The sequence below is a fragment of the Granulicella sp. L60 genome (assembly GCF_009765825.1).
Classification (GTDB): Bacteria; Acidobacteriota; Terriglobia; order Terriglobales; family Acidobacteriaceae; genus Edaphobacter.
Genome location: NZ_LMUR01000015.1, coordinates 689,531 through 714,366 on the forward strand (window position 1 = coordinate 689,531; position 24,836 = coordinate 714,366).

Sequence of the window (24,836 nt, forward strand, 5' to 3'; positions counted from 1 at the left end):
GCGCCGCGTCTTGCGCGAATGCCTTTATCATTACAATTCAGTTACTTCGGCAGCCCCCCAAGATGATTCCCCAGATTTGTTGTTGCGTATTTAGGATCTGCTGAGAATCGGCGACCCGACCGCAGTCAACCGCCGTTGCAATTCTGCGAAAAACAACGCCCGCCAGCCTAGATTGCGCACACGCCTGGCTCATTGGCTTATAGACACGCTCGCTCTGCAGATTATCGAACTGAATCTCACCATGATTGCTTGCCGCGCTCGACACCATCACTATGCGCGAAGGTTACGGTGTTGGCCTGGCCCACTCAAACCTGGAATGGGTTAGAGCTGTGTCGATTACTGCCTGGCAGGTTTCGCGCTCAAGATGCCTTGGAAGCTTTCGCGGTATTGCAGGAAGACAGGCACCCAGAGGACGCAACTCACTAGCAAAGTTGCAACTCCTGGGGCAAGCGTTAAGTGAAACGCGAGAATGTTGTAGAGTTCTGCAGCAATCAATATGAGCGCGAATGGAACAAAGAAGCCGGAGAGCAACAACAGTCCACCAAGGAGTTGAACCCCGAAAACGAACGCGTCAAAATGCGATGCAGTCATGACAGCAAAGAATTGTATCGCCAATGGATTCGCGGGCGGAGGTTCATGGATAAACCTAAAAAAACCATTTAGCCCACTAACCGTAAACATCAACCCCAGCAGATAGCGCGCGATGATCGAAGTAATCTTCATGCGTGCCCTCCCTCAACCGTCACGGCGTGCGTCTGTACAAGCTGCAGATGCGGTGCGAGAAACGCATCGCGGTCCTGACCGTGATTCAGTGCCATGGTTCCACCTGCCGTGAGGAAGGTCGCATCCGTAAGGCCAAGGAAACCGAACAGGGACCGCAGATACGGCTCCACGAAGTTGAACGAAGCCATCCGGGTCTGGGCGTCATAGATCCCGCCGGTTGCGATGACAAACGTCGCTTTCTTGCCGATGATCAGTCCTTTCGGTATTCCCTCTGCATAGGAGAAGGTCTTGCCGACACGCGAGATCTGATCGATCCAGAGTTTGAGCACCGAGGGAACACCGAAGTTATGCATCGGCACACCGATGACATACTCATCAGCCTGCTGGAGTTCCTGGATCAAAGTGTCTGAAAGCGAAAGCAAATCCTTTTGCTCTGAAGTGCGCGCCTCCTCTGGTGTATATACGGCCCCCACCCACTCCGCAGTGATTGGCGAGATTGCAGTTGCGTTGAGGTCGCGGTCCACGACCATACCATCCGGGTGCGAAGCCTTCCATTTTGTAACGAACGCTTTGGTTAGCTCCCGCGAAACCGATCGGTCATAAAGAGGGCTGGAATCTATATGAAGCAGCGTGGGCATTGTGACATTCTCCTATCGACAGGTGTCGAGTAATCAACATCTGTCTATCTTATACAATATACAAGTGTCGCTTATGCGTCGGGCGTCGCAAAAGAGTATTCTAAGAGACTGCGATGCTAAAGCCACCCCACTCACAGCCTGCGATCGAAACGACGGACCCCCGAGTCCAGCGCAGCCGTCGCATGCTTATGGATGCATTGGTCAAGCTGCTGACTGAAAAGGAGTTCGCAGACGTCTCTGTCCAAGAGATTGCGGATGAGGCGACGCTGAACCGCGCCACCTTCTATCTGCACTACCCTGACAAGGACGCTCTACTACAGGCAACGACGGAAGCTCGTTTCCGCGAACTCATTGCGCGACGAGGCCTCTCGTTCACCGACTGTGACGGAGCACTTCGCGCCATTGCCCTAGGCGTGTGCGACTACCTTGCTGAGACCACGAGTTGCCCGTCTCAGTTGAGCCAGATGCCCCTTGAAAATTCGGTTATTTCATTAGTCGAAGGAATGTTTCAGGAGGGCGCTTCCGCTCACGGGGTAGAGCCGAGCGCCGAAGTTGCACTACGAGGCACCGCCGTTGCTTGGGCAATCTTCGGAGCCGCGCGTCACTGGTTCCTAACTACAGAGCGCTTACCTGCCGAGGAAATGGCTGCCAAAATTGAAGTGATGGTAAAGCCGATGCTTCTCAACGCTTCCCATTAGCCAAACTTCCGCCCTTACATAGAGGCCGCCGGTTTAACCTCCTGGAGCATACAAACCACTGTTTGTTAGCTGTAGCCCGATTGGATTTCGACACTCCATTGATCGTTGCTTTGATATCGAGAACCGCTCCCAGCACATCTGGGCGCCCCGGGTGAAGACATCATCTTTCTTTCGCGAGTCGGCGGAGGATTCGACAGGGTTCGCCGCGATGGCAGCCTTAGCCCCATGCCGCCACGCCCGCAGCTTATCTCACCGCTTTTAGCAAATTGGACAGTCACCCAGGCGGGGCTTTATTTCTCTGCTGCCCGTGTCGGTGAGCCGATCCATATCTATCGTTATAAAGGTGGGCAACTGACCAACTTGGGCACGACGCCAGGAGAGTTGGTTGACGCATCGCCCAACATCGCAATCTCTCCTGATGGCCATTGGATGATTGTGGCCTAAGTGGATCATTTGAGGAGCGAGATTAAAATCCGTCAAACTTATTGATCCTTACTGGTTAGCGGTGCCTTTCAGAATCGTCGTAGTGAGAGTCAGACGTTCCATTAGCTTTTCCACGGTGCCTTCCTGTCTTAGTGATTAAAAATGGCTGTGATGCGGCAGACCAACTATTTATATAACTCATAGCCTATTGAAAACAAGTGGCTTGTCTGTTGCTCTAGCTACCGGGGCGAACCTGTGTCTTGACTTCCTCAGCCCGGTCGCCGCAGAATCAAATTTCTGATAGCGAACAAAAGACGAATATTTCATGCGTAACGCAGCCAACCTACGGGTACAAGTCGAAAGCATGCTTGAGTCTCGTATTCCCTCTGCGCTCACGCCAAAGATCAAACCTCCACTAGAGTCGATGTCCTGCGGAATAAGTGATATAGATCGATTTAAGGCTTTTGGCCGCGGCACTCTTGTCGAAATCTGTGGAGCTCCTTCGACCGGGAGAACAACTTTGCTTCATGGTTTGCTCGCCCAATGCACCGCGGGAGGTGAGGCTGCGGCGGTAATTGATACGTCGGACACTTTTGATCCTGTCTCCGCCTCGCAATCCGGGGTGGTATTGAGGGAAGTGCTCTGGGTGCGTTGCGGAGTGCCACGAAACCAGGGACGCGCTCTTTCTCGCCTCGATCAGGCTCTTGGCGCGATCGACCTCTTACTGCAAAACGGAGGACTTGGTCTGATTGCGCTCGATCTGGCGAATGTCCCTATCAGAGATGCGAGACAAATTCCTCTTTCCGCTTGGTTCAAATTCCGCCGGGCAGTGGAGGACACACGAACGCTCCTCGTGGTACTTGCGCAACAGCCGAACGCCGGCAGCAGCAGCGCGACCATGCTCGATGTGTCGCAGTCCAGCGTGGAGATCGAGGAATCAGACAAACCATCCGTAGAGAAACATATCGATGGTGATTGCTTAATCAGGACTTTGCGCAACCGTGCGGAAGTCCTGCGTGGACAGATGACCAAGCCGGTGCGCTCCGTCCGTACGATCGGCGAGTTTTCTACCAGCCTCTACTCCTATCGCTAGAGGTGTGACGTGTTGTATGCCGGTGTGCATCTTCCGAACTTCCCGGCGCAAGCAGCTTTGCGCAACGATGCGGAGGCACGCCAGAAACCTTTCGCCGTCGTCGCCGGAACGCCGCCGCAGGTTCGTGTCGTCGCTCTGAATTCTCATGCGAAGAAGATGGGCCTCTGGGTCGGAATGACAAAGGCCGACGCGGAGACGCAGAGCAGTGTTAAGATCCGGGAGCGACTAGTTCGTCTCGAATCGCTGGCACACGCAGCTTTGCAGGATTGCCTGGCCGGTTTCTCGCCCTGGTGTGAAGATGTGGCTCCCGACCTCTTTGTACTCGACATCAGTGGCCTTTCGAACCTGATGGGAACACCAGTTCAGATTGCAAAGAGTATACGAGAGCAGGCCCGGACTTTCTCGCTATACATAAAAATAGGCGTAGCCCACAACATCGATTCGGCCATTCACGCCGCCCGCCTGACAAAGAATGTCCTGGTGCTTCCCACCGGAGGGGAGGCGGAGATTCTCCGGGATGCCCCTCTTGAAATTCTGGAGGCCACCCCGGAGATTCTGGGAATACTCCATCGCTGGGGCATCCGGAGGTTCGGCCAGCTTGCGGCATTGCCGGAGCTGGCTCTGAGCGAACGTCTTGGACAGGAGGGATTACGTTTACAGCGGCTTACCAGAGGCATTTCTACGCGGATTCTTTCTCCGACCGTCCCCTCTATGGCCTTTGAAGAAGAGATGGAATTCGATCATTCTGTCGAGGATCTCAAGTCCCTGGCCTTTGTCTTCCATCGGCTTCTGGGACAGCTTGTTCTTCGCCTGGCCACTCGCGCTCTCGCGGCGGGTGAAATCCATCTCACACTGCATCTTGATCTGGCGGCCGATGGCGTAACAGCCAAAGAGCCATTCTTCACCCGAACGCTGAAGCTTCCGGTCCCGAGCGTCGACGTCACGCTGCTGCTGAAGCTCCTGCAACTTGACCTTGAAGCTCATCCGCCGGGCGCTCCGGTCATGAAGGTTGTGCTCCACATTGAACCGATGAGGCCCCGCGTTGTTCAGAACGGTATGTTCGTTCCACAGGGGCCCGAGCCGCAACGGCTGGAACTGACACTGGCCAAGCTGAGACGAATCGTAGGTGAGGATCGAGTGGGCTCACCTGAGCTGATGGATAGGCATCTCCCGGTCCCTTTTCGCATGGCGAACTTCACCCCGAGTAATTCACCCTCGAGGAAATTGCCCGCAGAAGTAAGCCAGACGGCTGTACGCATCTTTCGTCCAGCTTTGCCCACATCTGTCGAGAAGGTCCGCGGGACTCCGCGACGGGTACGGTTTTCGGGAAAAAGCTATCAGGTATCTCACGCGTCCGGCCCCTGGAGGCGCTCCGGCGAGTGGTGGACGAGAGGTCACTGGGGCAGAGATGAATGGGACCTGGTTTTAGTAAGTGGCGATAATAAGCGGATCGTCGTTCGCGCATACCGAGACCTTGTGACAGGTCATTGGTCCGTCGAGGCGGAGTACGACTGATGGCATACGTCGAACTCCATGCTCATTCAGCGTTCAGTTTCCTGGCAGGTGCTTCTGAACCAGAAACACTCGCCGAGGTCTGTGCTGCGAGAGGCATTTCAGCCATTGGATTGCTGGATCAGGATGGCTTCTATGGTTCGCCGCGTATGCATATGGCGGCACAAAAGCTGGGACTGAAGGCCCATGTAGGCGCGGAAGTGTCCGTTGAAGACGTGCTCTTTGGAGAAGCTGGACGTTGCCGATACTCCCTCCTGGCTGAGACGCGGACAGGCTATCAAAATCTCTGCCGGCTGATCACGACTTTTAAGCTGCGGGAGAACCACAAAGGTGAAGGTGCGGCGACCTTCAGTGAGCTCGAGGAACATGCAGGCGGCCTGGTCTGCCTGACGGGCGGGGAGGAAGGGCCATTATATGAAGCCCTCCAGAGAGGTGGCTACGACGAAGGATTGAGAACGGTCGAACGAATGGTCCATAGATTTGGCCAAAAAAATGTCTTCGTCGAACTGCAGAAACACCGCAATCGGCAACAGGCAGCTCGCAACAGAGCCTCTGTCTCGATCGCGAGAAGCCTTCACTTGCCTCTGCTTGCAACGAATGGCGTACTCTATGCAACTCCACAGGAACGCGAGATTCAGGATGTCATGACAGCCATCCGGCTCCATACCACTCTGGAAGGAGCAGGAACAGCACTGCAGGGGAATGCCGAACGGTATCTCCGCTCCGGAGAGGAGATGGAGGCCCTGTTTGCCGATCTTCCGGAGGCAGTACAAAACACTGTGCAACTCTCTGATCGTCTGCAATTTGAATTGAAGGATCTCGGGTACGAACTGCCCCGCTATCCTGTGCCGCAAGGCGAAACGATGATGTCCTTCCTGCGCGAGAGAACACGGGAAGGGTGGAAGTGGCGTTATGGAACCAGTACAAGTCAAAGCCTGAAGGAGCGTGCGCATAGGCAGGTGGAGCGCGAACTCGCGCTCATCGAAAGGCTGGATCTCGCCGGCTACTTCCTGATCGTGTGGGACCTGGTGCGCTTTTGCAAAGAGAAAAGGATTCTCGCGCAGGGGCGCGGTTCGGCCGCCAATAGCGCTGTCTGCTATTCGCTTGGCATCACCATCGTCGATCCGGTGGGAATGGATCTTCTGTTCGAACGATTTCTGAGTGAACAACGAGGTGAGTGGCCCGATATCGATCTCGACCTCCCAAGTGGAGATCAGCGTGAAGAGGTCATCCAGTATCTCTACAAGAAATACGGCCAGCGTGGTGCCGCCATGACGGCCAATGTCATTACCTATCGAGCCAAGTCAGCTGCGCGCGAGGTCGGCAAGGTTCTCGGTCTGGCAGAGAAGACATTGGAAGAGGTCTCGTCGGCGGTCAGCTCCTTCGAATGGAAGGCTCCCACTGACACACTTGAGGAACACTTCCGTCAGGCTGGTCTTGATCTTACGAACCCCACGATTCGTACCTATCTGAGTCTCTCGACGAGGATGCAGGACCGGCCTCGTCACCTCGGTCAGCATTCGGGAGGCATGGTTGTTTGCCAGGGACAGCTTGATTCTGTCGTCCCACTTGAACCTGCTTCCATGCCAGGACGTGTTGTGCTGCAGTGGGACAAGGATGATTGTTCTGATTTCGGGCTGATCAAGTTCGATTTGTTGGGCCTTGGCATGATGGCGGTGATCGACGAGTCTCTTTCGCTGATTCGAAAGGTATACGAAGAGGACATCGATCTGGCGCATCTCCCGCAGGACGACCCGGATGTGTATCGAGCCATCCAGGAAGCGGATACGATCGGCGTCTTTCAGATTGAGTCGCGTGCACAGATGAGTGCATTGCCTCGGACGCGCCCGAAGTGCTTCTACGACATCGTTAAACAGGAAGCAATTATTCGTCCCGGTCCGATGCAGGGTGAGTTTGTGAACCCCTACATCGAGCGGGTACTGGGCCGACAAGCGATCACCTATCCTCACCCGTTGCTCGAACCCATCCTTGCTCGAACGCTTGGAGTACCGCTCTTTCAGGAGCAGATTCTAAAAATTGCGATGGTTATGGCTGATCTTTCTGGGGGTGAGGCCGAACAACTTCGCCGTGCCATGGGCAGCAAACGGTCGGTCGCCAAGGTGCAGGCAATGGAATCTCTGATGCGTGATCGCATGACGGTCAAAGAAATAGTGCCGAAAGTTCAGGACGAGATCATTCGAATCGTACAGGCAGTCGGCCATTACATGTTCCCGGAGTCGCATGCCGCGAGCTTCGCAAGTCTCACATACGTGAGTGCATATCTCCGAGAACATTATCGTGCCGCGTTTACCGCGGCGATCCTGAATCAGCAACCAATGGGCTTTTATTCGCCGGACTCGCTTGTCAGCGATGCGCAGCGCCATGGGCTCAAAGCGCATTACATCGACATTAACGCTTCAGAGTGGCGCTGCACGCTCGAGTTGTCGAATGATCTGATTTCAAAGCCGCAGTTGCGTGTCGGATTTCGGTATGTGCGCGATCTTCGAAGATTGGCAGGTGAGGCGATTGTTCACGCTCGCAATGCGGGTGGACCATTTGTCTCCGTGGCCGACCTTTGGCAGAGAGTACCTGAACTTCGTGGAAATGAATTGACCGCGCTTGCCGAAATCGGAGCTTTGAATTCGACCTACGTCTCGAAATCAGACGGACATCGCCGCACGGCGTTATGGGATTCTGCCCGCGCGATTCAGTCACCCGGGCCCCTGTTCGCGTATTTGGAGAGTGAAAACTCGAATGCGCCACTTGATCGGATGACTAATGAAGAGCGTTTACTCGCGGACTACCAGGGTATGGGCATGACAACCGGACCGCATCCATTGTTCTACAGCCGAAGCGAACTCAATGGAATGGGAGTAACAACAGCGGTGCGGTTAAGATCTGTTCCCAACGATGCCCCTATAACGATCGCGGGTTTCGCCGTCACGACACAGCGCCCGGGAACGGCAAAAGGATTTCTCTTTCTGACTCTTGAGGACGAAACAGGAAGTGCAAATGCTGTGGTGACGCCGAAACTCTATGAGCAATATCGCATCCTGCTCAACAGAGCGAGATATCTTCTCATAAAAGGAAAGATGCAGAACCTCGACGGTGTTCGTACGATTCGGGCGAAGACCATCCATTCACTGAATGTAACGAGTGTCGCAATGGCATCGCGCAGTTTCCGCTGAGGAGGGAAGAGAAGGATCGGATCAACGTACTCTTAGCAGTAACTGCGCAGTTTATGGTGTGTCAGGCTGATGCGAAAACGAACGTATCAGCATCTTCTGTGTCAGCTTATGCTCTGACGCGAACCGTCACACGTTCCTGGATACGTTCGTAAAGTCGAATCTCTGCTTCGTGCGCCATCTCAACCACTACAGCAAAACGCTGTTCGGCATATTCATCGGGAAACCACTGGCGTTCGCATCGCACGACGAGATAGTAGGTCTCACCGTACTCAGCAGCAGGGTTCCTGTCCATCACGAAAGTTCCCCGCTGAAGTGTACCCCTCTCTCTGATCGTTGGTCCGATGTCGAACGGGCAGTCGTATCGACCGCCGAGTTTGGGATAATCACCTTCCGCTTCGGTGCGTTTACGATAGTGTTCTCGCACCCAATCGAGTGCCTTGCCGCGAACAAGGCGGAAAGACATCTCCACTCCCAGGTAATCGGAACGGCTGTGACGTGTCGGAGGATCAAATGCCAGAGTAACGCGAATTTGACGTCTGCCCTTTGTCTCAGCAAAGTCCGCGGGAATAGGCACTTCGTACACGAAGAGATGATCCATCGCCATCTGCGACTCGGCGAAGAGTACCACGCGATTCGTGTCTGACGTAGCTGCGGTTACAGGATTCGCTATTCCATAGCCGCAGACATGAGAGAGGGTCTCGGCTGATATCCCTTGCAGCCGGGTGAGTGAGGGCTCAGGGACCTCTGCAGAACTAACGAGAAGAGCACGAAGCAGATTAGCGCTGGCTAGAGGGAATGCATGCAGCACCATCGCGGCCTTATGCGCCACCAGGGGAGCTGCATAGGATGTTCCCACCGCTGACGTAAACAAATGATCCAAGTACTGGTGATGGGTCGTGATGATCTCGCTCTCAGGCATAGGAATGAGGCCCTGCACCAAACCGTCGTACAGTTTATTGCCCCCGTCATCGCAAAGCTCCGGTTTGATCCCGCGATTGACGCCTGGTCCGACGCAGGTGAATGGCGCGGGTTCTCCGACGTCCGCTATCGGTCGGGTACTTACGTATCCAGGCCCATCGTTTCGCACTGCCGCAGCATGCGCAACGGCTCCCACAGTCAATGCGTTTGCGGCAGTAGCCGGTTCGTAAATGCGATTCCGACCGGCCATCAAATAGGCTGGATAGTTGGTGTGGTGTTCTTCCGGATGGTTCGTTGGAAGGTGAGCATAGTTGCCCGCGGACACAACGAAGAGAATGTCCAGCTCTCGCGCGAGCTCATCGAGAATGGCTGTCCACTGACCTACTTTTGTCCCGCCATATTGTGCGTTGCGATCGCCAATAGAAAGATTGAAGATACGACAGCCAATGCCGTGAAGTCTCCGCACCACTTCGCTGACTTGCGATGCAATCAACCTTCTATCATCCAGATTGCCCTGATCATTGACGACCTTGCCACTCGCGATGCGGGCAACTGCTTGAAAGACACCATTCTCCAGACAGTCTCGGATGTCTCCGTAAGCTGCTATCCCACTGACTCTGGTGCCATGGCCATAAATATCATTCAGACCTAATGTCTCTGGTTCGCTGGTCTTTGCAACGACAATTCCGGCCAGTAAAGGATGAGCGTCGTTCACTCCCGTATCAAGAATAGCCACGATCGGCGCGTCTTCATCGGGTGGTTCCACGTTGCCCAGGTTATCGACCGTGGTCTCAAGAAGCGTTGCTACATCGAGATCGACCTGAGGCGGGAGGTCTACCACTCGAACAACAGGCTCCTGGAGCAGATAGCGAATGACTCTGCCCGGTGCATTCACACGAAGTGCTGTGAAAGTGACACCAATGTATTGGTCGGTGACCTCCCCTCCTCGCGCTGCAATCTCTTCGGCAAAACGGAGGGCGTGAGCTTCGCGTTCAGTCTGGGAGGCGAAGTCCCAAAGTTCTATGTCCAGAACGAAACCGCGATCTTCTGCGAAGGTATCGATTCTATCGAAGCCTTCCTCGCGCAAGCCGCTGCCGATCCTGTCTTCGGGACGCAGCGGACTAAACTCATCGATTGATGCGATCAACGCATTATAGGAAGGGTGTTGTCTGCCTGCACGAGGTCCTGCCGCATATGCGTCAAGCCTCGTAGTGAAAGCTGCCAGATCTGAATCTCGGTCGAACAACACCAGAGCATTATTCTCATCGTGTCCGAGAACAGTTAGACCCGCACGCGTCCATTCCTCATCTGAAACAACGCCCGAAGTTCGAACTCGTACGATAAGAGCGGGATTGACATACTCAGCACGTAGCCGCGTATGGTTCTCGATGACTTCATCCACGGCTTGTCGAACGCGGACGGACTGCTCACCGACATCTCGTCTCGGAGGATTCCCGAAACCTTGGCGCTTGCGGCGCTCCATATCAGCTTCTGCACGAGGGAGGGGAAGATGGGATAGCTCTGGCATGACCCAATTGGCTCGCTAGCTTTGATGTTGTTGCGCGATGTCCCCTCTTCGAGATTCGAGTGCGATGCTTCGCAGTAAGCGTCGCTTCGTTACCACCTTCTGGCCGCTAAGAATGGAACGCCGTATGGCATTTAAACAGACGCGTTCGATATCAGCGTGTGAGAAGCCTTTGAGTTCACTTGCGACTTCGGACGATTCAAAGTCACGACCGAAGTTCCGGAATTTGAGATTGAGAAGACGAATGATCTCGTTTCGGTTCGGCCTCTCAAAGAACACGACTTCATCAAAGCGTCTCCAGATAGCTGGATCGAGTTGACGCTCATGATTGGTCGCAGCGATGACAAAACCCTGACCGCGAAACTTCTCGATCAGCGTCAGAAGGCTGTTTACGACACGTCGCAGCTCACCGTTCAGTGTCTCGTCGTCTCTCAGCCTTGCAATGGCATCGAATTCGTCCAATAGGAGGACGACAGGCTGTGCCGCCGCATAGTCAAAGATCTTTCGCAGGTTGGTGGCCGTCTCGCCGAGAAGAGAGGAAACCAGTACATCCATACTCGCGACAAGCAGAGGCAACTTCACTTCATTTGCGAATACTTCCGCACAGAGCGTCTTGCCACATCCGGGAGGTCCGCAAAACAATAGCCGGGAACGGGGACGCAGTCCATGCGCACCGAGAGTGTCGCGCTGACGAAACTCGTTTACGAGCGAAAGGAGCAGATGCTGATTTGATCGGGTGAGGATCAGATCAGATGCCTTACGTTCAGGGATGATCGTCTCGACGAGGGGAAGTTGCTTTTCTTTTTCGAACGGTAGGACCGTGAGTCTACGAGAACCATCTCTCGCTGGATCAGACACGGGTGAGCCCTGGGTCAATTTAGCGTGGCCTAGATTTCTCCGTAACGCGCTTGCCAGAACACGGTTGTTCTTCGATTCTTCGTCGCGGATAATCTCCGTCGCAGCCTTTTGGAAGGCATCGCTATCCCCGTGGCTGTAGCTATAAAAGAGCTTTTTAAGCAGCTCGCCCCGTGGCATCTCGATTCCTCCTGATCTTCAAGCATAGCAATCATGCCCGCAACCTAGTATGCACCATTTGTAGTGCATTTGTGCGAAACTGGTCCCTAATTCATTATAGCGAAAAAAAGGCGAACATTGCTCTCCCTGAACCGCGGCATTCCCATTGGTAGTTTAGCGCTTCCATTATGTCAGGACGAAATCTACTGGCTGCAGAAAGTCCGGCACCTCTTTGGCGTTGATCGACTCCAATAGACTGATCTCAATCGTTCGTGCCAACGCAAGCAAAGGCAGCGCGTTGGCATGGTCTCCGAACGGGTCTTCCAGTTCGTCTCCCAGGGCGTCGAGCCCAAAGAACGCGTATGCAACCAGGCAAGTAAAGAGGGGTGTCGCCCATCCCATAGTACTGGCCAGCCCGAATGGCAGCAGGAAGCAATATGCATATGACGTCCGATGAATCAGGAGTGTGTAGGTGAAGGGCGTTGGTGTGGAGCGGATGCGTTCGCACGCCACCTGGAAGGCAGCAAATGCCGTCAACTTCTCTTCCAGTAGTTTATAAACCTGCTCTCCGATCACACCCTGGTCCAGTCGCGCAGCGACTCGGAGTCCGAGGCTTCGTAGTACAAAATCCGGCGGATTGTGCGTCGTCTGCATCTCAGCTGGCAGAGCCGTTGGCCGAGAGCCGTCGCGTAGCGAGTACATCAACTCATATGCGTATGTAATTGCATCGCGCACCAGGGCTTCCCGATCCGATTGATCAATCTTCGGAAAAGAAACGCAGATTCGAGCGAACGAGCGCATCTCGCCCACCATCGCGCCGAGCTGACGCCGGGCCTCCCACCAACGGTCGTAGCAGGCGCTGTTGCGGAAGCCCAGAAAGATCGACAGCGCGACTCCAAGCAACGTAAAGGGCGCTACTGTCCATGCCCGCAGTGTCGTGGCATAGCTATTGTTCAACCACACGACCAGGCAGGACCACAACAGAATAGATGCAATCTGAGGTGCAATCCTGCGAAGGATTGACAGCCGCCACATGCCTATCAGTTCCCAGAAAGTTGGTTTATCCCGAACGATCACCAAAGACTCCTAAGCTGAATATAGCTAAATCTTTGGTTAGAAAGCATAGATCGTCGCCCAGGAGAACAACTGCCTTGATTCAATCCTCATCAGTATGTCTCGTCTGATCTCGATAGGGCTGCTCGCATACTTGGGCGCGTCCAATATAACCGCGTTTGTGAGAACGCTCGCACCGTGGACATGTGACAACCTCGTCATAGCACTTCCAGTAGAGACCAGCCTGAATCACCCAATCCGAGAGCGCGCCGGAGAAATAGCAGTGCACCTTGCCGACGTAATCCAGGCAGCTTTCTCGCTCGCACTGACAGTCGCACTCGCGAGCGATATCGTCCTTATGGAGCCAATATCCGTTGTCGAGTCGAATCAGTTCAGCCTGGGCCGGCTGCCTGGGCGCAAGAACCTGAAGGTCGCTAAGACCAATAGTCTCCTTTTCAAGCGCCGCACGTATCAACCCGATCACCTTGTCCTTTTTGGCATCGGCGCCGATCTTCAATGCCGTTTTGCGAACTGCGGGGGCATCCCGCAGCAGTTTCTCCAAAACAATGACGTTCGCCGGAGTCAGTTTGAGGTTTTTGACGCCCTTGTTCTGATTGCAGTGCGGATGACAGGGCAGCCAGTTTTCGAACCCGTTTATATTGAAGTCCTCAGGAAGACCCCAATGGACAAGGATCGTGGCAAGTTTTTGGGGCTGTTTGAGAAGGGACTCAGGAAGAAAGTGATCGATTGTCGTGCTCTCGAGGCGCAATGGCTCTTCGCACAGCCAGCAACGTTTCTCATGGTGCCACCAGACGGCATATCTTTCGGCAGCAGAAAAAGTTCGTTTATTCATACTTTCGATTACACCGCTCAAACTCTTGAGCCAGTAGAACATGGATGGATAAGTACCTCCTCCATGGCGTAAACCCGTTGATCCGAGGAGTTCAATATTCGTGCGCAATAGTGGAAGGCGAGGCATTGGGTTGCGAAGAATAAGGCAGCCGCAGCCGAATAGGCGAACGCATGAAATCGCGGATAAGTAAGTCGGGAGGATCTTCGGCTATCGCTGAGGGTCTTCCGATTTGCTCATTTCTGCATATGTTTTGTCTATTTCTGCATTAGTCTCAATCCAAGGAATCTCGCGTCTTTATGCATCTGAGTAGCTCTTTTCATACTGATACCCTAACCTACGATGAAAAGCATCCGTCGTATTCTTTTCCCCGTCGACTTTGGCGCACGTTGTATTGCCGCCGCGGATCAAGTCACAATTTGGGCTAATCAATTCATGGCTGAGGTCGTGACGTTGTACGTCGTCGATCCACGTGATTTTAGTAACGATCCCGACCGCTATGCAGATGATTTCTTCGAGGCGAGACCTAATCTCGAAAAACGAGCCCAGGACGATCTTGAGTTTTTTTGTAACCAATATCTTAAGAACCTTACCGTTTGGAGAATCGTCAGTTCGGGCGATACCGCATCGCAAATTTCATCCTATGCGGAGTCTGAGAAGACAGATTTGGTGATGCTTCCGCGAGATCACCAGAACATCGGGTCGAGATTCATCGGCGATTCGATTACTGGAAAAGTCCTGGAGACCTGCTCTATCGCCGTCTGGACCTCCGAACACGTGAAGAGCCAGAGGGCAGAAGTCCCAAAACAGATCCTATGTGCTTTGCACATAGGCGACGAACTTTCGCTCGATGCCGAAAACGAGCGGCTGTTGGAGACTGTCAATTCTGTCGCGAGTTGTTTTGGAGCCGAAGTGACATGCCTCTATATCGGCGACGGGAATGCCACTTCGCTACCGGCAATAGCCAACAGACTCGCTGGCGTTCGGCACAAGATCCAGGCGATCGGTAGCCTGGAGACCACATCAGGGAGCGTTGGGTCTGGAATACAGAAATCAGCCAGCGAGCATCAGGCGGATTTGATCATGGTTGGAAGATCGCGCCCCGGGACATTGTCATATGGGGCTCAGGCATCGGTTCTAAAGATTGATCACCGGGCAGAGTGCCCCGTGTTGAGTATCTTCTGAAACCTTCGGCGAACCGAGCCTTTGTCGGTTGGCCGTGGGTTTACGCTGCTGTGTGAAGAAGTAGAGTTTGGCCTGCATACCTTTCGGTGTCGGTCGGCTCAGTCAGCCAGTGCGATATGCCAACTCGCCACGCTATGCCCCATGGGTACTCATAGCTTTCAACGAGTGCATTGGATTTTGGCGTAAGCTCATGATACTAAGCGGCTCCCTAAGCGGGAAGTCTTCCGTCGTCTCACGTTCTCGAAGGGAAGTTATCAATGAACCTGCGCTCGATTGGCCTGTTTCTCTTGTTGTCTGCCATGCCCGCTGTCGCTCAGGTTTCGACCGGCATCGATGTTCTGGAGCAGCAGAATTTTGCGCCGCTTAAAGAGATTGCAGCGAAACATGGTGGACATCTGCGGCTTGGAGTGCTGACGAATCCGGTCGGAATTGATGCTCATGAGAGGAGGACGATCGATGTCTTGCGCAAAGACGCCGCCGCCGCGATTTCTGGTCTGAGCGTCAACGTCATCTTTACTCCGGAGCACGGGATTAAGGCCGCTGTTGATAAGTTTGATATCGATAACGGCACGGATATCGACAGCGGCTTGCCTATTGTGAGCATCTCCGGCTCTACTCCGGCCCAAAAGCGTCCCTCTGCTCAGCAGCTTAGCGGTCTCGATGCAGTTGTGATCGATCTGCAGGATGTGGGCGCGCGCTACTGGACCTTTCAAGTACTCATGGGATATTTTCTGGAAGCATCTGCAGCGAACCACGTAGACATAGTCGTCCTGGACAGACCAAATCCGATCAATGGTGTGGCCGTGCAAGGCCCACTGGCCACGCCAGGGCGTGAGGATTACACCTGTTACTACGCCGAGCCGCTGCGTCCCGGAATGACCATGGGAGAGTTGGCCGAACTCTTCAACGGAGAAAAACATCTCGGCGCGCAATTGACCGTTGTGAAGATGACAGGCTGGCACAGAATGGATTGGTACGACGATACCGGTCTGCTTTGGGTGAATCCGTCACCGAACATTCGCAGCCTCACGCAGCAAATGGTGTATCCGGGAATCGGGGTGATTGAGGGCACCAACGTCAACGTGAAAGGTCCGGTCGAGCCTCCCTTCGTACGTTTTGGTGCGCCGTGGATTGTTGCCTCCCAACTCGCGGCTTATCTGAATGCTCGCAAAATTCCCGGTGTGAGTTTCATGGCCATCTCGTACACCCCGCCGAGCGGCGAAGAGCCCTATCCCTACCGTGGAAAACGAGTGGAGGGCGTCGAAATCATCGTCAACGATCGCAATGTGCTGGACGCACCGGAGCTTGGCATCGAGGCTGCATTCGCCCTTTGGAAGCTCTATCCAAACCGCTTTCAAGTCGACAAAGTTGATCGCCTGTTGGTGAACCATAGGGTCTTGGACCAGATAAAAGCTGGCGAAGACCCGCGTAGAATCGCGGCGGGATGGCAATCTGAGCTGGAAGCTTTCAAGAAAGTGCGAGAGAAATATCTACTCTATAAGTAACTCGCTTATCCGCGAATTGAGCTGCCGGTCCCGACTCCAAGCTTCTTGGTTGCACATTTCTATGGCGTCCCTTCCCAACTTATTGAGTTGCGGCGGTACGACATAGTTTTGGCGCTGGAGAATACACCCAACTCAAATGCTTCGCGGTGGAGATCACGCGGGCAGAACAATACTGCTGGGCGTCGCCAAGAAAATTCAACCCAGACACATGCCAACGCGTCTGATAGATACACGGCTGATCTCGACCAGCTGTGATCTCATGCTGGGGACTGGAAGCACGATGCCAACTTTTTCAGATCACTTTTCTACTGCACTCCCTTATGATCGATATCTCGCAAACGGCACAGAGGAACAGCAACGGCGCTGGATGCAGGTCTACGACATTGCGCAACTCGATGCCACGCAGCAGCAGTTGGTAGCGGGTTTCCAGCGGGAGATGAAGATCCTGATCCATAGCGGTATTTGGTGCGGAGATTGTGTCGAGCAATGTCCCTTGATTCAGCGAATCGCCGAGGCTAATTCTGCGAAGATCGATTTACGGTTTGTCGAACGTCAGATGAGCAGGGAACTCGCGGAGGAGTTGCGAATCAACGGCGGAAGCCGAGTACCCGTCGTCCAATTCTTCTCTGAAGATGGATTATGGTGTGCCACGACTGGGGATCGGACGCTCAATCGCTACCGTGCCCTCGCTTTGAAGCGGCTTGGCCCAAGCTGTCCCACAGGTATTCTTCCACCCGAGAAGAGTGAGGTGGAGGCTACGCTCGCCGACTGGCTCAACGAAGTAGAACGCGTGCAATTGATGCTGCGGCTTACCCCGAGACTTCGGGAAAAGTATCAGGATTAAGAAGCATGACGGCTCATGGTGGTGCGGCGCCTGCATGTCGTTGCCGGCAGCTTTGTCTGAGTTTCGAGGTTAGAATCAGCCTATGAAATCAGGTGAAGCTCTCGGACGAGCCTTTTGGATATGTGCTGGGTTCACGCTCTTCAGTGCGATCGTGAGTGCGGGTTTTTCGCTCCTGTCACTCCGTATGGCTGGCGGACACCAATACGCACTCTATGCGGCTTCGCGCAGTGCGGCACTTCCTTTGGCGGTAATCTATGCGATGGCGCTCCGGTCAAATGGCGGTGTGGCAACGCTTGCCGTTACGATGACCCTGGTGCAATTATTTGACGGTTTTATCGGGTTCCAGCTTCATGATCCTGGCCGGGCATACGGGCCCCTTGCGTTTGCCGCGATTAACTTCGGGCTGTTCGTATGGATGAAACGTACTGCGTCGGCTCAAAACTCATGGTTATAGCAGGCCATCTGAGATCGCAGGCTCCACGGCGTCCGTAGTAGGGCCGAACACTATCAGCGGTGATTAAGAAACACTATCAGCGGTAATTAAGAATTGACCCGGTTCTTCGGGGCATGGTAGCGTCACAACATGACGTTTCCTCTGACCTATTGTTGTCGCTGCAACCAACCCTTCGTCGGTTGAGCCGCGACACACTCAGATTTTTCTGAAACGCCTTCTTAAGCTCATCCGAATTACTCCATCATCAGCCCATGTACCTGTAAACAAGCCGGCACTTGTACCGGCGCTTGTTTGCGACGGTTCAGCTTTGGAGAAATTCCATGCAACTTGCAACAGAGGAAGACCTTGGTCCTGAGACCAGCAGCCCGTCGGTGTCAGCCCGCGCCATCTTGAAAACGACTGAACAACTCGCCAGTATCGTCTCGCAGTTCGCGTCTTCGGATGGATGGATAGAAAAGGTGCGGTTACGGGCCGAAGGGCGCTGGTACGAGCGTCTGTATCACGGTCCGGACCACGACATTTGGGTGATCAGTTGGCTGCCAGGGCAATCCACTGGCTTCCACGACCACGGTGAGTCGTCCGGAGCTTTCGTCGTAGCGACCGGGATCCTGGAGGAACTGCGTGAAGGTGGGCGGACAGTCGCAATACATCCGGGCGAGCCGCGGGCATTCGGTCCTGATTACACACACGATGTCCGTAACTTCTCCGTCGCGCCGGCCATCAGCATTCATGCATATTCGCCTCCTCTCAGCGAGATGAACGAGTACGAACTCGATGGGGATCAACTGGTCCCGCGGGGACGCCCGTCTCGGCAGACTGAGACGCACGACCAGGAGTGGCCCGTGAAGGGTGGGAACTCAGCAGAGCGGCCCGGTGGCCGGAGCATTGAGCAGGTACTTTTAGCGGCCCGCGCCCGACTGCGTCGGCTGTCTCCGATTGAGGCCTATGAGGCGACGGGCGAGACAGAGGCGATCTTTGTCGATATTCGTCCCGAGGGCCAGCGCACAACAGAGGGTCGTATTCCTGGGGCGGTGATCGTTGAGCGCAACGTGCTCGAGTGGCGGTTTGATCCAGCCTCCAGCGCGCGCCTACCGATCGCGGCAAATCATGACGTTCAGATCATCGTGTTTTGTTCGGAAGGCTATACCTCAAGCCTCGCGGCGGCTGCTTTGCAGGATCTCGGGCTCTGGCGGGCGACGGATATGGTGGGGGGATTCCATGCCTGGCGAGCGTTGGGTTTGCCAATTGTTTCGCCAGATTAACTTCCCGAGAGCTCTCTTGCTGATGGGCGCATGTTCGATAGGCCCGTATGTTGATTCATTGACGTGTTCAAATCCACATGAAACGCCCCCAAAAACTCAGCCAGAATGAGCTGTCAGTTGCGGGTCTTTTGAGCGCATGGACGACGCCTGTGTGTAACGGCGGAACCCTTCGCTGCAGAGGCTTGGTGAAACTATTCTCACTAAACGCGTTGTGCGCCGGCACGCGAATCCTTCCAGTTGTTGTTTCCTTATAATCGATTCCTTGGAAGTCATATTGCGAATGTAGCAATCGCTATCTTCGATAGGGATCGTTGGGTATTGAATACGGATGCTGGAATTTCCCCCATTTCGCCTGGACCTCGTCAATTGTTGTCTGCTACGCCGCGAATACAATGGTCGCGAATCGCGCATTCCTCTTGCGCCTAAGACATTTTCTGTCCTGAAATATCTCGTTGAAAACGCGAATCGTCTTGTCACACATCAGGAACTGCTGGACACCCTTTGGCCGAATACATTTGTGGAACAAGGGGTACTGAGCGGATACATTCGAGATCTGCGAGCAGTGTTAGGCGACAGTCCCCGTAACCCTCGTTTCATCGAAACTGTGTCGCGCCGAGGATATCGCTTTATAGCTCAGATTCAGCAACAGAATATGGAGCGCGAGAACTTCGTAGCCTCGGCGTCTCCCAGGCTGGTTGGCCGAGAAGTCGTTTTATCGGTAGTTGAAGGGCGATTTCAATCTGTCCTTCAAGGACACCGGCAGATGGTCTTCATAACCGGGGAACCCGGCATTGGGAAGACCTCTGTATGTCTTCAGCTATTGGAGCAGTTCGCGGTGGCGAGTATTCCGCCTTATGTGGCATGGGGACAATGTATCGAGGGATACGGGGGAAGGGATCCATACTTCCCCATGTTCCAGGCGATAGGGGGGCTTTGCCGGGAGGTTGGTGAGTCGGTAATCCAGACCATGATAGAAAAGGCTCCCACCTGCATCGTTCAGCTTCCCGAGCTTCTAACCCCACAGGAGCGGGAGGCAGTGCAACGTGACGTGATGGGTGCAACTCCGGGGCGCATGTTGCGGGAGGTTGTAGAAGCCCTGGAGGCGATCGCCGCAGATCGCCCGCTTGTTCTGTTTCTCGAAGACTTGCAGTGGGTGGATAATGCAACGGTCGATGTCATCTCCACGATTGCACGTGGTCGCCGTTCCACTCAATTATTTGTCATGGCAACATATCGACCTCTCGATGCTTTTGTGACGAATAGCCCCATCCGGCGGGTGAAAGAGGATCTGGTTGTGCGCTCCCTTTGTATTGAAGTAGAACTAACTCCTCTTACCCATACAGACATCTCCAAATATCTTTTGTTCTCGGGCGCAGAGCACGGACTAAATCAAGCTTTAGCCGATGTTCTCTATCGTCTTTCCGAAGGAAATCCCCTCTTTGTTGTTGCAGCGCTTGAGCATGCCCTCGAGCAAGGGGTGCTCGCTCGAGAGGGCAATCATTTAATGCTCAAGGGATCCTTATCCGAAATGGATCTCACGATACCGAAAAGCCTTCGCCCGCTTGCGGAAGCACAGATCAGTCAGCTTAGTAGCTTCGATCAGCAGATTCTGGAGGCAGCCAGCATCTCCGGTCCCGCGTTCTCTCCGTTTCTGATCGGTCCGGCCTGCGGAATCGATTGGCGCGAGGTCGATGACGTTTGCCATAGACTGGGCGACGGAAAACACATCATTCGACCAATCGAGCGCCTTGACTCCGTGGGCACAGCATTTCCAGCATATGGGTTTGTTCATCTTTTGTACTGGGAAGTCCTCTACCAGCGCCAGGCGCCTGGGCGCCGATCGGAGCGCCATCGCCTGATCGGCGAACAACTCGAACAATTTCACCATAATCGTCTCGATACAGTTGCCAGCGAACTCGCGTATCACTTTGAACATGCTTTCGACTGGAGCCGAACCGTTAACTATCTGACTCTGGCAGCGGAGGGCGCTCTGCAACGATATGCTCCGCGGGAGGCTCTCGACCTTCTTGAGCACGCTCTGACTTGTGTCACTCGACTTGCTGACCAAATAAGGCAGACAAAAGAAGTGGCAATACTTGCACGATTAGCCAGTCTCTATTTCGCGCTCTTTGATCCTCGTTGTATCGAAGCGCACGAGCAGCTTATTCAGAAGACGGCAGCCTATGGAATGATCGTACCGGAGATTCAGGCCTATCAGGGATTGGCCGCGTGTCTGGCGTGGGTGAGCTCAGAACGGTGCCTAAAGGCTATAGAGCGTGCCTTAGCTTTATCAGCTGAGGTCGACGATCCTGTAATTCAGACACAGATTCGATTCAACAGCTTATCTTTCCGTGCCTGGGCCGGCGATTGGACCAACAGTACTCTTGTTCATTTACGCGAGTCCTTCGAAGCCATCAATCGGCAGGATGATCGGCGACTGGCCACTCCACATTTAGTGGAATATGGCAGGATTCAATGGGCATGTTCGGAATACCGTGATGCGCGGCATTACCTCACTTTGGGCATGAAACAGCTGGAGGAGCGTTCAGGCGAACAGAATCCTTTCCTCAGCTCCGCGTACCAGCAGGCTCAGTTCTTCTTACCGTCAAGTCTTCTCTTTCTCGGAGATCCAGGCGAAGGTTTGAGACAGGTGCATACCTTTATCGAGATGGCAGACAAAAACGGAGATACCTTTCCCGCCCAGGTTCTTCGTCTGAACCGGGCATGGATACATCTGAACCTGATGGACTTTTCAGGCGTCGTGAAGCAGTGTGATCTTTACGCTGATGACAAAGGCAATTTCGGCGACAGTTTCAAGTTTCTTTCGCGGAGCAGATTGATTCTGGTCGGTTCGGCTAAGGTTGGACTGAGACTTCATGAGGAAGCCCTCGATCTTCTCTTGCGGGCACGGAGCGAGATGGAAAACCAGACTGTCATGCTTGACTGGTACCTCCGTTTGCCTCTCCAATGTGCGCTTGCGGAGATGTGGCTTGAGCAGAAGGTGCTGGCGAATGCGCGTGAGGAAGCGGATATGTTCCTCGGCACCGCGCTGTCGACCGCGGAGCGGACTTGGCAGGCTCTGGCCTGGGATATGGATGCCAGAATCTCGATTGCAGAAAACGACCGAAAGCGTGCCGAACGTTCGATTTCGATGGGCCTTGACCTAGTGAACGGGCATCAGCTGCCATTGGCAGCCTGGCGCGTCTACGCCACCGCTTCTGTGCTTCACCGGTCTGATCATGCTCGGATGATGAGAGAAAATATCCTCCAAATTGCGAGTTCGTTCCCCGAGAGCCATCCTCTGCGTGCCGCATTTCTTTCCTCGAGAGCTGTTTCTGCGGTCCTGCCCGAGAACGATATCGTGCGCCTTCTGTAGGGCTGAACGGTCGGCCGCCTGGTCAGCAGGCATTCTCCAGAGAATCTCCAGAACAAATTCACGAATTCGGAGGGCGCCTCCCTTTACCCTCTCTAAGGAAGTGCCCAGTACGCATACGAATTTCTTGCCTACCTGTTCACTGGCTGAACTAACGCTGTCTGTAAATCTCCGGAAAGTTAAACGAAGAGGTGGCCGCACCTATGCGATCAATTGAAAGAACGGATGCTCCTGAATCAAACACAAACGAAATCAAGGAAATGTCGCGTCGGAAGATTCTAATCGGCGGGGCGACCATGGTCGCAGGCATGAGTCTATCCCGAGCCGCCTCGGCTCTGTCTACCTTCCGATCCGATTCCACAAACATAAAGGGGAAAAGCATGTCGCATCATCTCGACTCACCTATCGCTCGGCAGGACCTTCGCCTCGACATCACCGACCTCTATGCATTTCGAGGAGAGACCGGAACGGCGTTTGTGATAAACGTCTGCCACTCCATCGGAAAGCCGCCAATTACCGGCTACCATCCGGAAGGCATGTACGAGTTCAAGATCGATCTCAACGGCGATGCTGTTGAGGAACTTACCTATCGCTTTACGTTCGAAGAGCGCGACGCGCAGGGAAAGCAGAAGTACACTATTCGCCGCATCAGCGGCAAAGACGCCGTCGATCCGCACGCGCCCGGTACGGTGGTGGCACACGGAGTGACTGACGAAACTGTAACCTCGCCATCAGGACTGCGTGCCTGGGCTGGTCACGCCGGTGACCCGTTCTGGATTGAGCCAGATGTTCTCCATGCCGTTGGCCACGCGTTTGAAGATGGGACCAAGGTGGATCTCACGGGGTGGGATCCAAGCAAAGCACACAACTTGTTTGCCGGTCATACCGTGTACGCAATGGTATTGGAAGTACCCGATGCCGAACTGCTTGCCAGTGCAGGCGACAATCGAAAGATCGGTGTATGGGCTGTGGCTACACTCGCAACGGATGCAGGCGGATGGCGTTCGATCAACCGTATCGGACTACCGATGATGCCTCCGCTGTTCGCTCAGTACGACGAAGATTTCGGCAATCGGCTCAATGCCGGACACCCCTCTGAAGACTTCGCAACCTACGGAGGGCACATTACCAAGTCCATCGGATCTGTGGTCGCCGCATACGGAACGGCTGAAGATCCGCACGCATACGCCGAGAAGATCGCCCATCGTCTGTTGCCCAACATGCTTCCTTACACCGTTGGCACTCAAGCATCGCTTGGCTTCGTCGAGTGGAACGGTCGTTCCCTCACGGACAATGCGCCCAATGTCATGTTCTCCACCGCGGCGAACACTCCGATCCAACTCGGGATCGGCAAGGAATCGGTTACTTCAAAGCCTCGCAAGATGTTCCCTTACGTTCCACTGGCAGTGTAAGAAATCGATCGACTGGGCCGGAGCCGAGCCCAGTCGATCAACCGTTTTCCGGCTGACAAATTCACCGCCGGAGTTCAGATGCGCAGTTCAGGAAACAATGCTTTCGGCGACGTGAGGGTCAGAATATTCGGCATTTACGGGCTATTACTGATCTTCAATGTGGGGGCATGGCTCTGGGCTCTGATAGCCTTTCGCCATTATCCAGTGCTGTTAGGGACAGCGTTTCTTGCCTATAGTTTTGGTCTGCGGCATGCTGTCGATGCAGATCATATCGCGGCAATCGACAATGTGACTCGCAAGCTGATGCAGGAAGGCAAGCAACCGGTCGCAGTCGGATTGATGTTTTCGCTTGGGCATTCAACAGTGGTGTTCGTTGGGTCGATAGCGATTGCCTCGGCAGCTTCGGTGCTTCAGCACCGCGTCGATGCCTTCCGGAGTATCGGTGGGATGATCGGCACCCTGGTATCGACCATCTTCCTATTCGGCATCGCCTTCGTGAACCTCACCGTGCTGCGTGCCGTTTACCATGTCTTTGTACGTGTCCGCAATGGCCTGCCCTATGTCGAGGAGGACCTGAATCTGCTTTTGGCAGATCGGGGGTTGCTGGCACGCCTCTTCCGACCAATGTTCTCGATGATCCGGCAGAGTTGGCATATGTATCCGCTTGGGGTTCTGTTTGGGCTCGGGTTCGACACAGCTACGGAGATAGGCCTTTTAAGTATCTCCGCGACGGAAGCCTCGAAAGGGCTGCCGGTGATGTCCACGCTTGTTTTCCCAGCCCTCTTCGCGGCAGGCATGTCACTTGTCGATACAACAGACAACATCCTGATGCTGGGAGCTTATGGATGGGCATTCGTTAAGCCCATTCGGAAGCTCTACTACAACATGACCATCACGCTCGTCTCGGTGATTGTTGCCGTGGTCGTGGGCGGCATTGAGGCATTAGGCCTATTTGCCGGTCAATTTCATTTTGGCGGAATGTTTTGGGACGCTGTGCGTAAGCTCAATGAGAACTTTGGAACGCTCGGATACCTCATCGTCGGGTTCTTTGCGTTGAGCTGGATCATATCGGTTGCCTACTACAAATGGCGGCGCTTCGACGACATCACACTGTTTGAAGGTTCTTGATGAGCCAAGCCCCGAAGGTGAGCTGCGGGTCGGTGCGA

At 54.3% G+C, this 24,836-nt stretch carries 19 protein-coding genes; 13 read left to right on the forward strand and 6 right to left on the reverse strand.

Translation table 11 applies throughout. The features are described from left to right. Positions 1–336 precede the first annotated feature (336 nt). Positions 337–723, reverse strand: a complete 387-nt coding sequence (locus GSQ82_RS10085) for a hypothetical protein (protein ID WP_158792120.1) — start codon at positions 721–723, stop codon at positions 337–339. Further along, entirely contained in the window at positions 720–1,361 is a 642-nt protein-coding gene (locus GSQ82_RS10090) for an FMN-dependent NADH-azoreductase (RefSeq protein ID WP_158792121.1), read from the reverse strand. Before GSQ82_RS10090 ends, GSQ82_RS10085 begins: the two co-directional genes overlap by 4 nt. Before the next feature lie 188 nt (positions 1,362–1,549). On the opposite strand from GSQ82_RS10090, the gene GSQ82_RS10095 reads away from it, so the two are divergent. The 5 genes from GSQ82_RS10095 (at position 1,550) to GSQ82_RS10115 (ending at position 8,275) form a co-directional block, all read left to right on the forward strand. Beyond that, positions 1,550–2,059: a TetR/AcrR family transcriptional regulator gene (locus GSQ82_RS10095; protein ID WP_254061552.1), complete on the forward strand. Its 510-nt coding sequence runs from the start codon at positions 1,550–1,552 to the stop codon at positions 2,057–2,059. 225 nt (positions 2,060–2,284) lie between these two features. Continuing rightward, positions 2,285–2,503 carry a hypothetical protein gene (locus tag GSQ82_RS10100; protein ID WP_158792123.1) on the forward strand — a complete coding sequence of 73 codons (219 nt, stop codon included), beginning with the start codon at positions 2,285–2,287 and terminating at the stop codon, positions 2,501–2,503. Positions 2,504–2,807: 304 nt separating this feature from the next. Next, entirely contained in the window at positions 2,808–3,575 is a 768-nt protein-coding gene (locus GSQ82_RS10105; RefSeq protein ID WP_158792124.1) for a hypothetical protein, read from the forward strand. 9 nt (positions 3,576–3,584) lie between these two features. Then, a complete protein-coding gene (locus tag GSQ82_RS10110; RefSeq protein ID WP_158792125.1) occupies positions 3,585–5,090 on the forward strand; it encodes a DNA polymerase Y family protein in 1,506 nt (501 codons plus the stop codon). Beyond that, positions 5,090–8,275, forward strand: a complete 3,186-nt coding sequence (locus GSQ82_RS10115; RefSeq protein WP_158792126.1) for a DNA polymerase III subunit alpha — start codon at positions 5,090–5,092, stop codon at positions 8,273–8,275. Before GSQ82_RS10110 ends, GSQ82_RS10115 begins: the two co-directional genes overlap by 1 nt. Before the next feature lie 106 nt (positions 8,276–8,381). Here the strand turns inward: GSQ82_RS10115 and GSQ82_RS10120 are convergent, their stop codons facing one another. The 4 genes from GSQ82_RS10120 to GSQ82_RS10135 form a co-directional block, all read right to left on the reverse strand. Further along, on the reverse strand, positions 8,382–10,595 hold the full coding sequence (locus tag GSQ82_RS10120; RefSeq protein ID WP_158792127.1) for a S8 family peptidase: 2,214 nt from the start codon (positions 10,593–10,595) through the stop codon (positions 8,382–8,384). Positions 10,596–10,736: 141 nt separating this feature from the next. Further along, positions 10,737–11,753, reverse strand: a complete 1,017-nt coding sequence (locus GSQ82_RS10125; RefSeq protein ID WP_158792128.1) for an AAA family ATPase — start codon at positions 11,751–11,753, stop codon at positions 10,737–10,739. A gap of 165 nt (positions 11,754–11,918) precedes the next feature. Then, entirely contained in the window at positions 11,919–12,809 is an 891-nt protein-coding gene (locus tag GSQ82_RS10130) for a bestrophin family protein (protein WP_158792129.1), read from the reverse strand. 79 nt (positions 12,810–12,888) lie between these two features. After that, entirely contained in the window at positions 12,889–13,680 is a 792-nt protein-coding gene (locus GSQ82_RS10135) for an HNH endonuclease signature motif containing protein (protein WP_158792130.1), read from the reverse strand. Positions 13,681–13,977: 297 nt separating this feature from the next. On the opposite strand from GSQ82_RS10135, the gene GSQ82_RS10140 reads away from it, so the two are divergent. The 8 genes from GSQ82_RS10140 to GSQ82_RS10175 all read left to right on the forward strand — a co-directional run bounded on the left by GSQ82_RS10140 (position 13,978) and on the right by GSQ82_RS10175 (position 24,798). Continuing rightward, positions 13,978–14,820: a universal stress protein gene (locus GSQ82_RS10140; RefSeq protein ID WP_158792131.1), complete on the forward strand. Its 843-nt coding sequence runs from the start codon at positions 13,978–13,980 to the stop codon at positions 14,818–14,820. 257 nt (positions 14,821–15,077) lie between these two features. Then, positions 15,078–16,325: an exo-beta-N-acetylmuramidase NamZ domain-containing protein gene (locus tag GSQ82_RS10145; protein ID WP_158792132.1), complete on the forward strand. Its 1,248-nt coding sequence runs from the start codon at positions 15,078–15,080 to the stop codon at positions 16,323–16,325. 280 nt (positions 16,326–16,605) lie between these two features. After that, positions 16,606–17,169: a thioredoxin family protein gene (locus GSQ82_RS10150; RefSeq protein WP_158792133.1), complete on the forward strand. Its 564-nt coding sequence runs from the start codon at positions 16,606–16,608 to the stop codon at positions 17,167–17,169. Positions 17,170–17,251: 82 nt separating this feature from the next. Continuing rightward, positions 17,252–17,623: a hypothetical protein gene (locus GSQ82_RS10155; protein ID WP_158792134.1), complete on the forward strand. Its 372-nt coding sequence runs from the start codon at positions 17,252–17,254 to the stop codon at positions 17,621–17,623. A 320-nt stretch (positions 17,624–17,943) separates the two neighbouring features. Then, complete coding sequence (locus tag GSQ82_RS10160) at positions 17,944–18,885, forward strand: rhodanese-like domain-containing protein (RefSeq protein ID WP_158792135.1); 942 nt, start codon at positions 17,944–17,946, stop codon at positions 18,883–18,885. Between the two features lie 328 nt (positions 18,886–19,213). Continuing rightward, complete coding sequence (locus GSQ82_RS10165) at positions 19,214–22,261, forward strand: AAA family ATPase (protein WP_158792136.1); 3,048 nt, start codon at positions 19,214–19,216, stop codon at positions 22,259–22,261. Positions 22,262–22,638: 377 nt separating this feature from the next. Further along, positions 22,639–23,670: a DUF4331 family protein gene (locus GSQ82_RS10170; protein WP_158792137.1), complete on the forward strand. Its 1,032-nt coding sequence runs from the start codon at positions 22,639–22,641 to the stop codon at positions 23,668–23,670. Between the two features lie 78 nt (positions 23,671–23,748). Then, on the forward strand, positions 23,749–24,798 hold the full coding sequence (locus GSQ82_RS10175) for a HoxN/HupN/NixA family nickel/cobalt transporter (RefSeq protein WP_158792138.1): 1,050 nt from the start codon (positions 23,749–23,751) through the stop codon (positions 24,796–24,798). Positions 24,799–24,836: the final 38 nt, after the last annotated feature.

Excerpts from the sequence above, each read along its gene's own strand:
- GSQ82_RS10085 (WP_158792120.1), bottom strand. The coding sequence starts at position 723 with ATGAAGATTACTTCGATCATCGCGCGCTATCTGCTGGGGTTGATGTTT.
- GSQ82_RS10090 (WP_158792121.1), bottom strand. The coding sequence starts at position 1,361 with ATGCCCACGCTGCTTCATATAGATTCCAGCCCTCTTTATGACCGATCG.
- GSQ82_RS10095 (WP_254061552.1), top strand. The coding sequence starts at position 1,550 with ATGGATGCATTGGTCAAGCTGCTGACTGAAAAGGAGTTCGCAGACGTC.
- GSQ82_RS10100 (WP_158792123.1), top strand. The coding sequence starts at position 2,285 with ATGCCGCCACGCCCGCAGCTTATCTCACCGCTTTTAGCAAATTGGACA.
- GSQ82_RS10105 (WP_158792124.1), top strand. The coding sequence starts at position 2,808 with ATGCGTAACGCAGCCAACCTACGGGTACAAGTCGAAAGCATGCTTGAG.
- GSQ82_RS10115 (WP_158792126.1), top strand. The coding sequence starts at position 5,090 with ATGGCATACGTCGAACTCCATGCTCATTCAGCGTTCAGTTTCCTGGCA.
- GSQ82_RS10125 (WP_158792128.1), bottom strand. The coding sequence starts at position 11,753 with ATGCCACGGGGCGAGCTGCTTAAAAAGCTCTTTTATAGCTACAGCCAC.
- GSQ82_RS10135 (WP_158792130.1), bottom strand. The coding sequence starts at position 13,680 with ATGTTCTACTGGCTCAAGAGTTTGAGCGGTGTAATCGAAAGTATGAAT.
- GSQ82_RS10140 (WP_158792131.1), top strand. The coding sequence starts at position 13,978 with ATGAAAAGCATCCGTCGTATTCTTTTCCCCGTCGACTTTGGCGCACGT.
- GSQ82_RS10145 (WP_158792132.1), top strand. The coding sequence starts at position 15,078 with ATGAACCTGCGCTCGATTGGCCTGTTTCTCTTGTTGTCTGCCATGCCC.
- GSQ82_RS10150 (WP_158792133.1), top strand. The coding sequence starts at position 16,606 with ATGCCAACTTTTTCAGATCACTTTTCTACTGCACTCCCTTATGATCGA.
- GSQ82_RS10155 (WP_158792134.1), top strand. The coding sequence starts at position 17,252 with ATGAAATCAGGTGAAGCTCTCGGACGAGCCTTTTGGATATGTGCTGGG.
- GSQ82_RS10160 (WP_158792135.1), top strand. The coding sequence starts at position 17,944 with ATGCAACTTGCAACAGAGGAAGACCTTGGTCCTGAGACCAGCAGCCCG.
- GSQ82_RS10165 (WP_158792136.1), top strand. The coding sequence starts at position 19,214 with ATGCTGGAATTTCCCCCATTTCGCCTGGACCTCGTCAATTGTTGTCTG.
- GSQ82_RS10170 (WP_158792137.1), top strand. The coding sequence starts at position 22,639 with ATGTCGCATCATCTCGACTCACCTATCGCTCGGCAGGACCTTCGCCTC.
- GSQ82_RS10175 (WP_158792138.1), top strand. The coding sequence starts at position 23,749 with ATGCGCAGTTCAGGAAACAATGCTTTCGGCGACGTGAGGGTCAGAATA.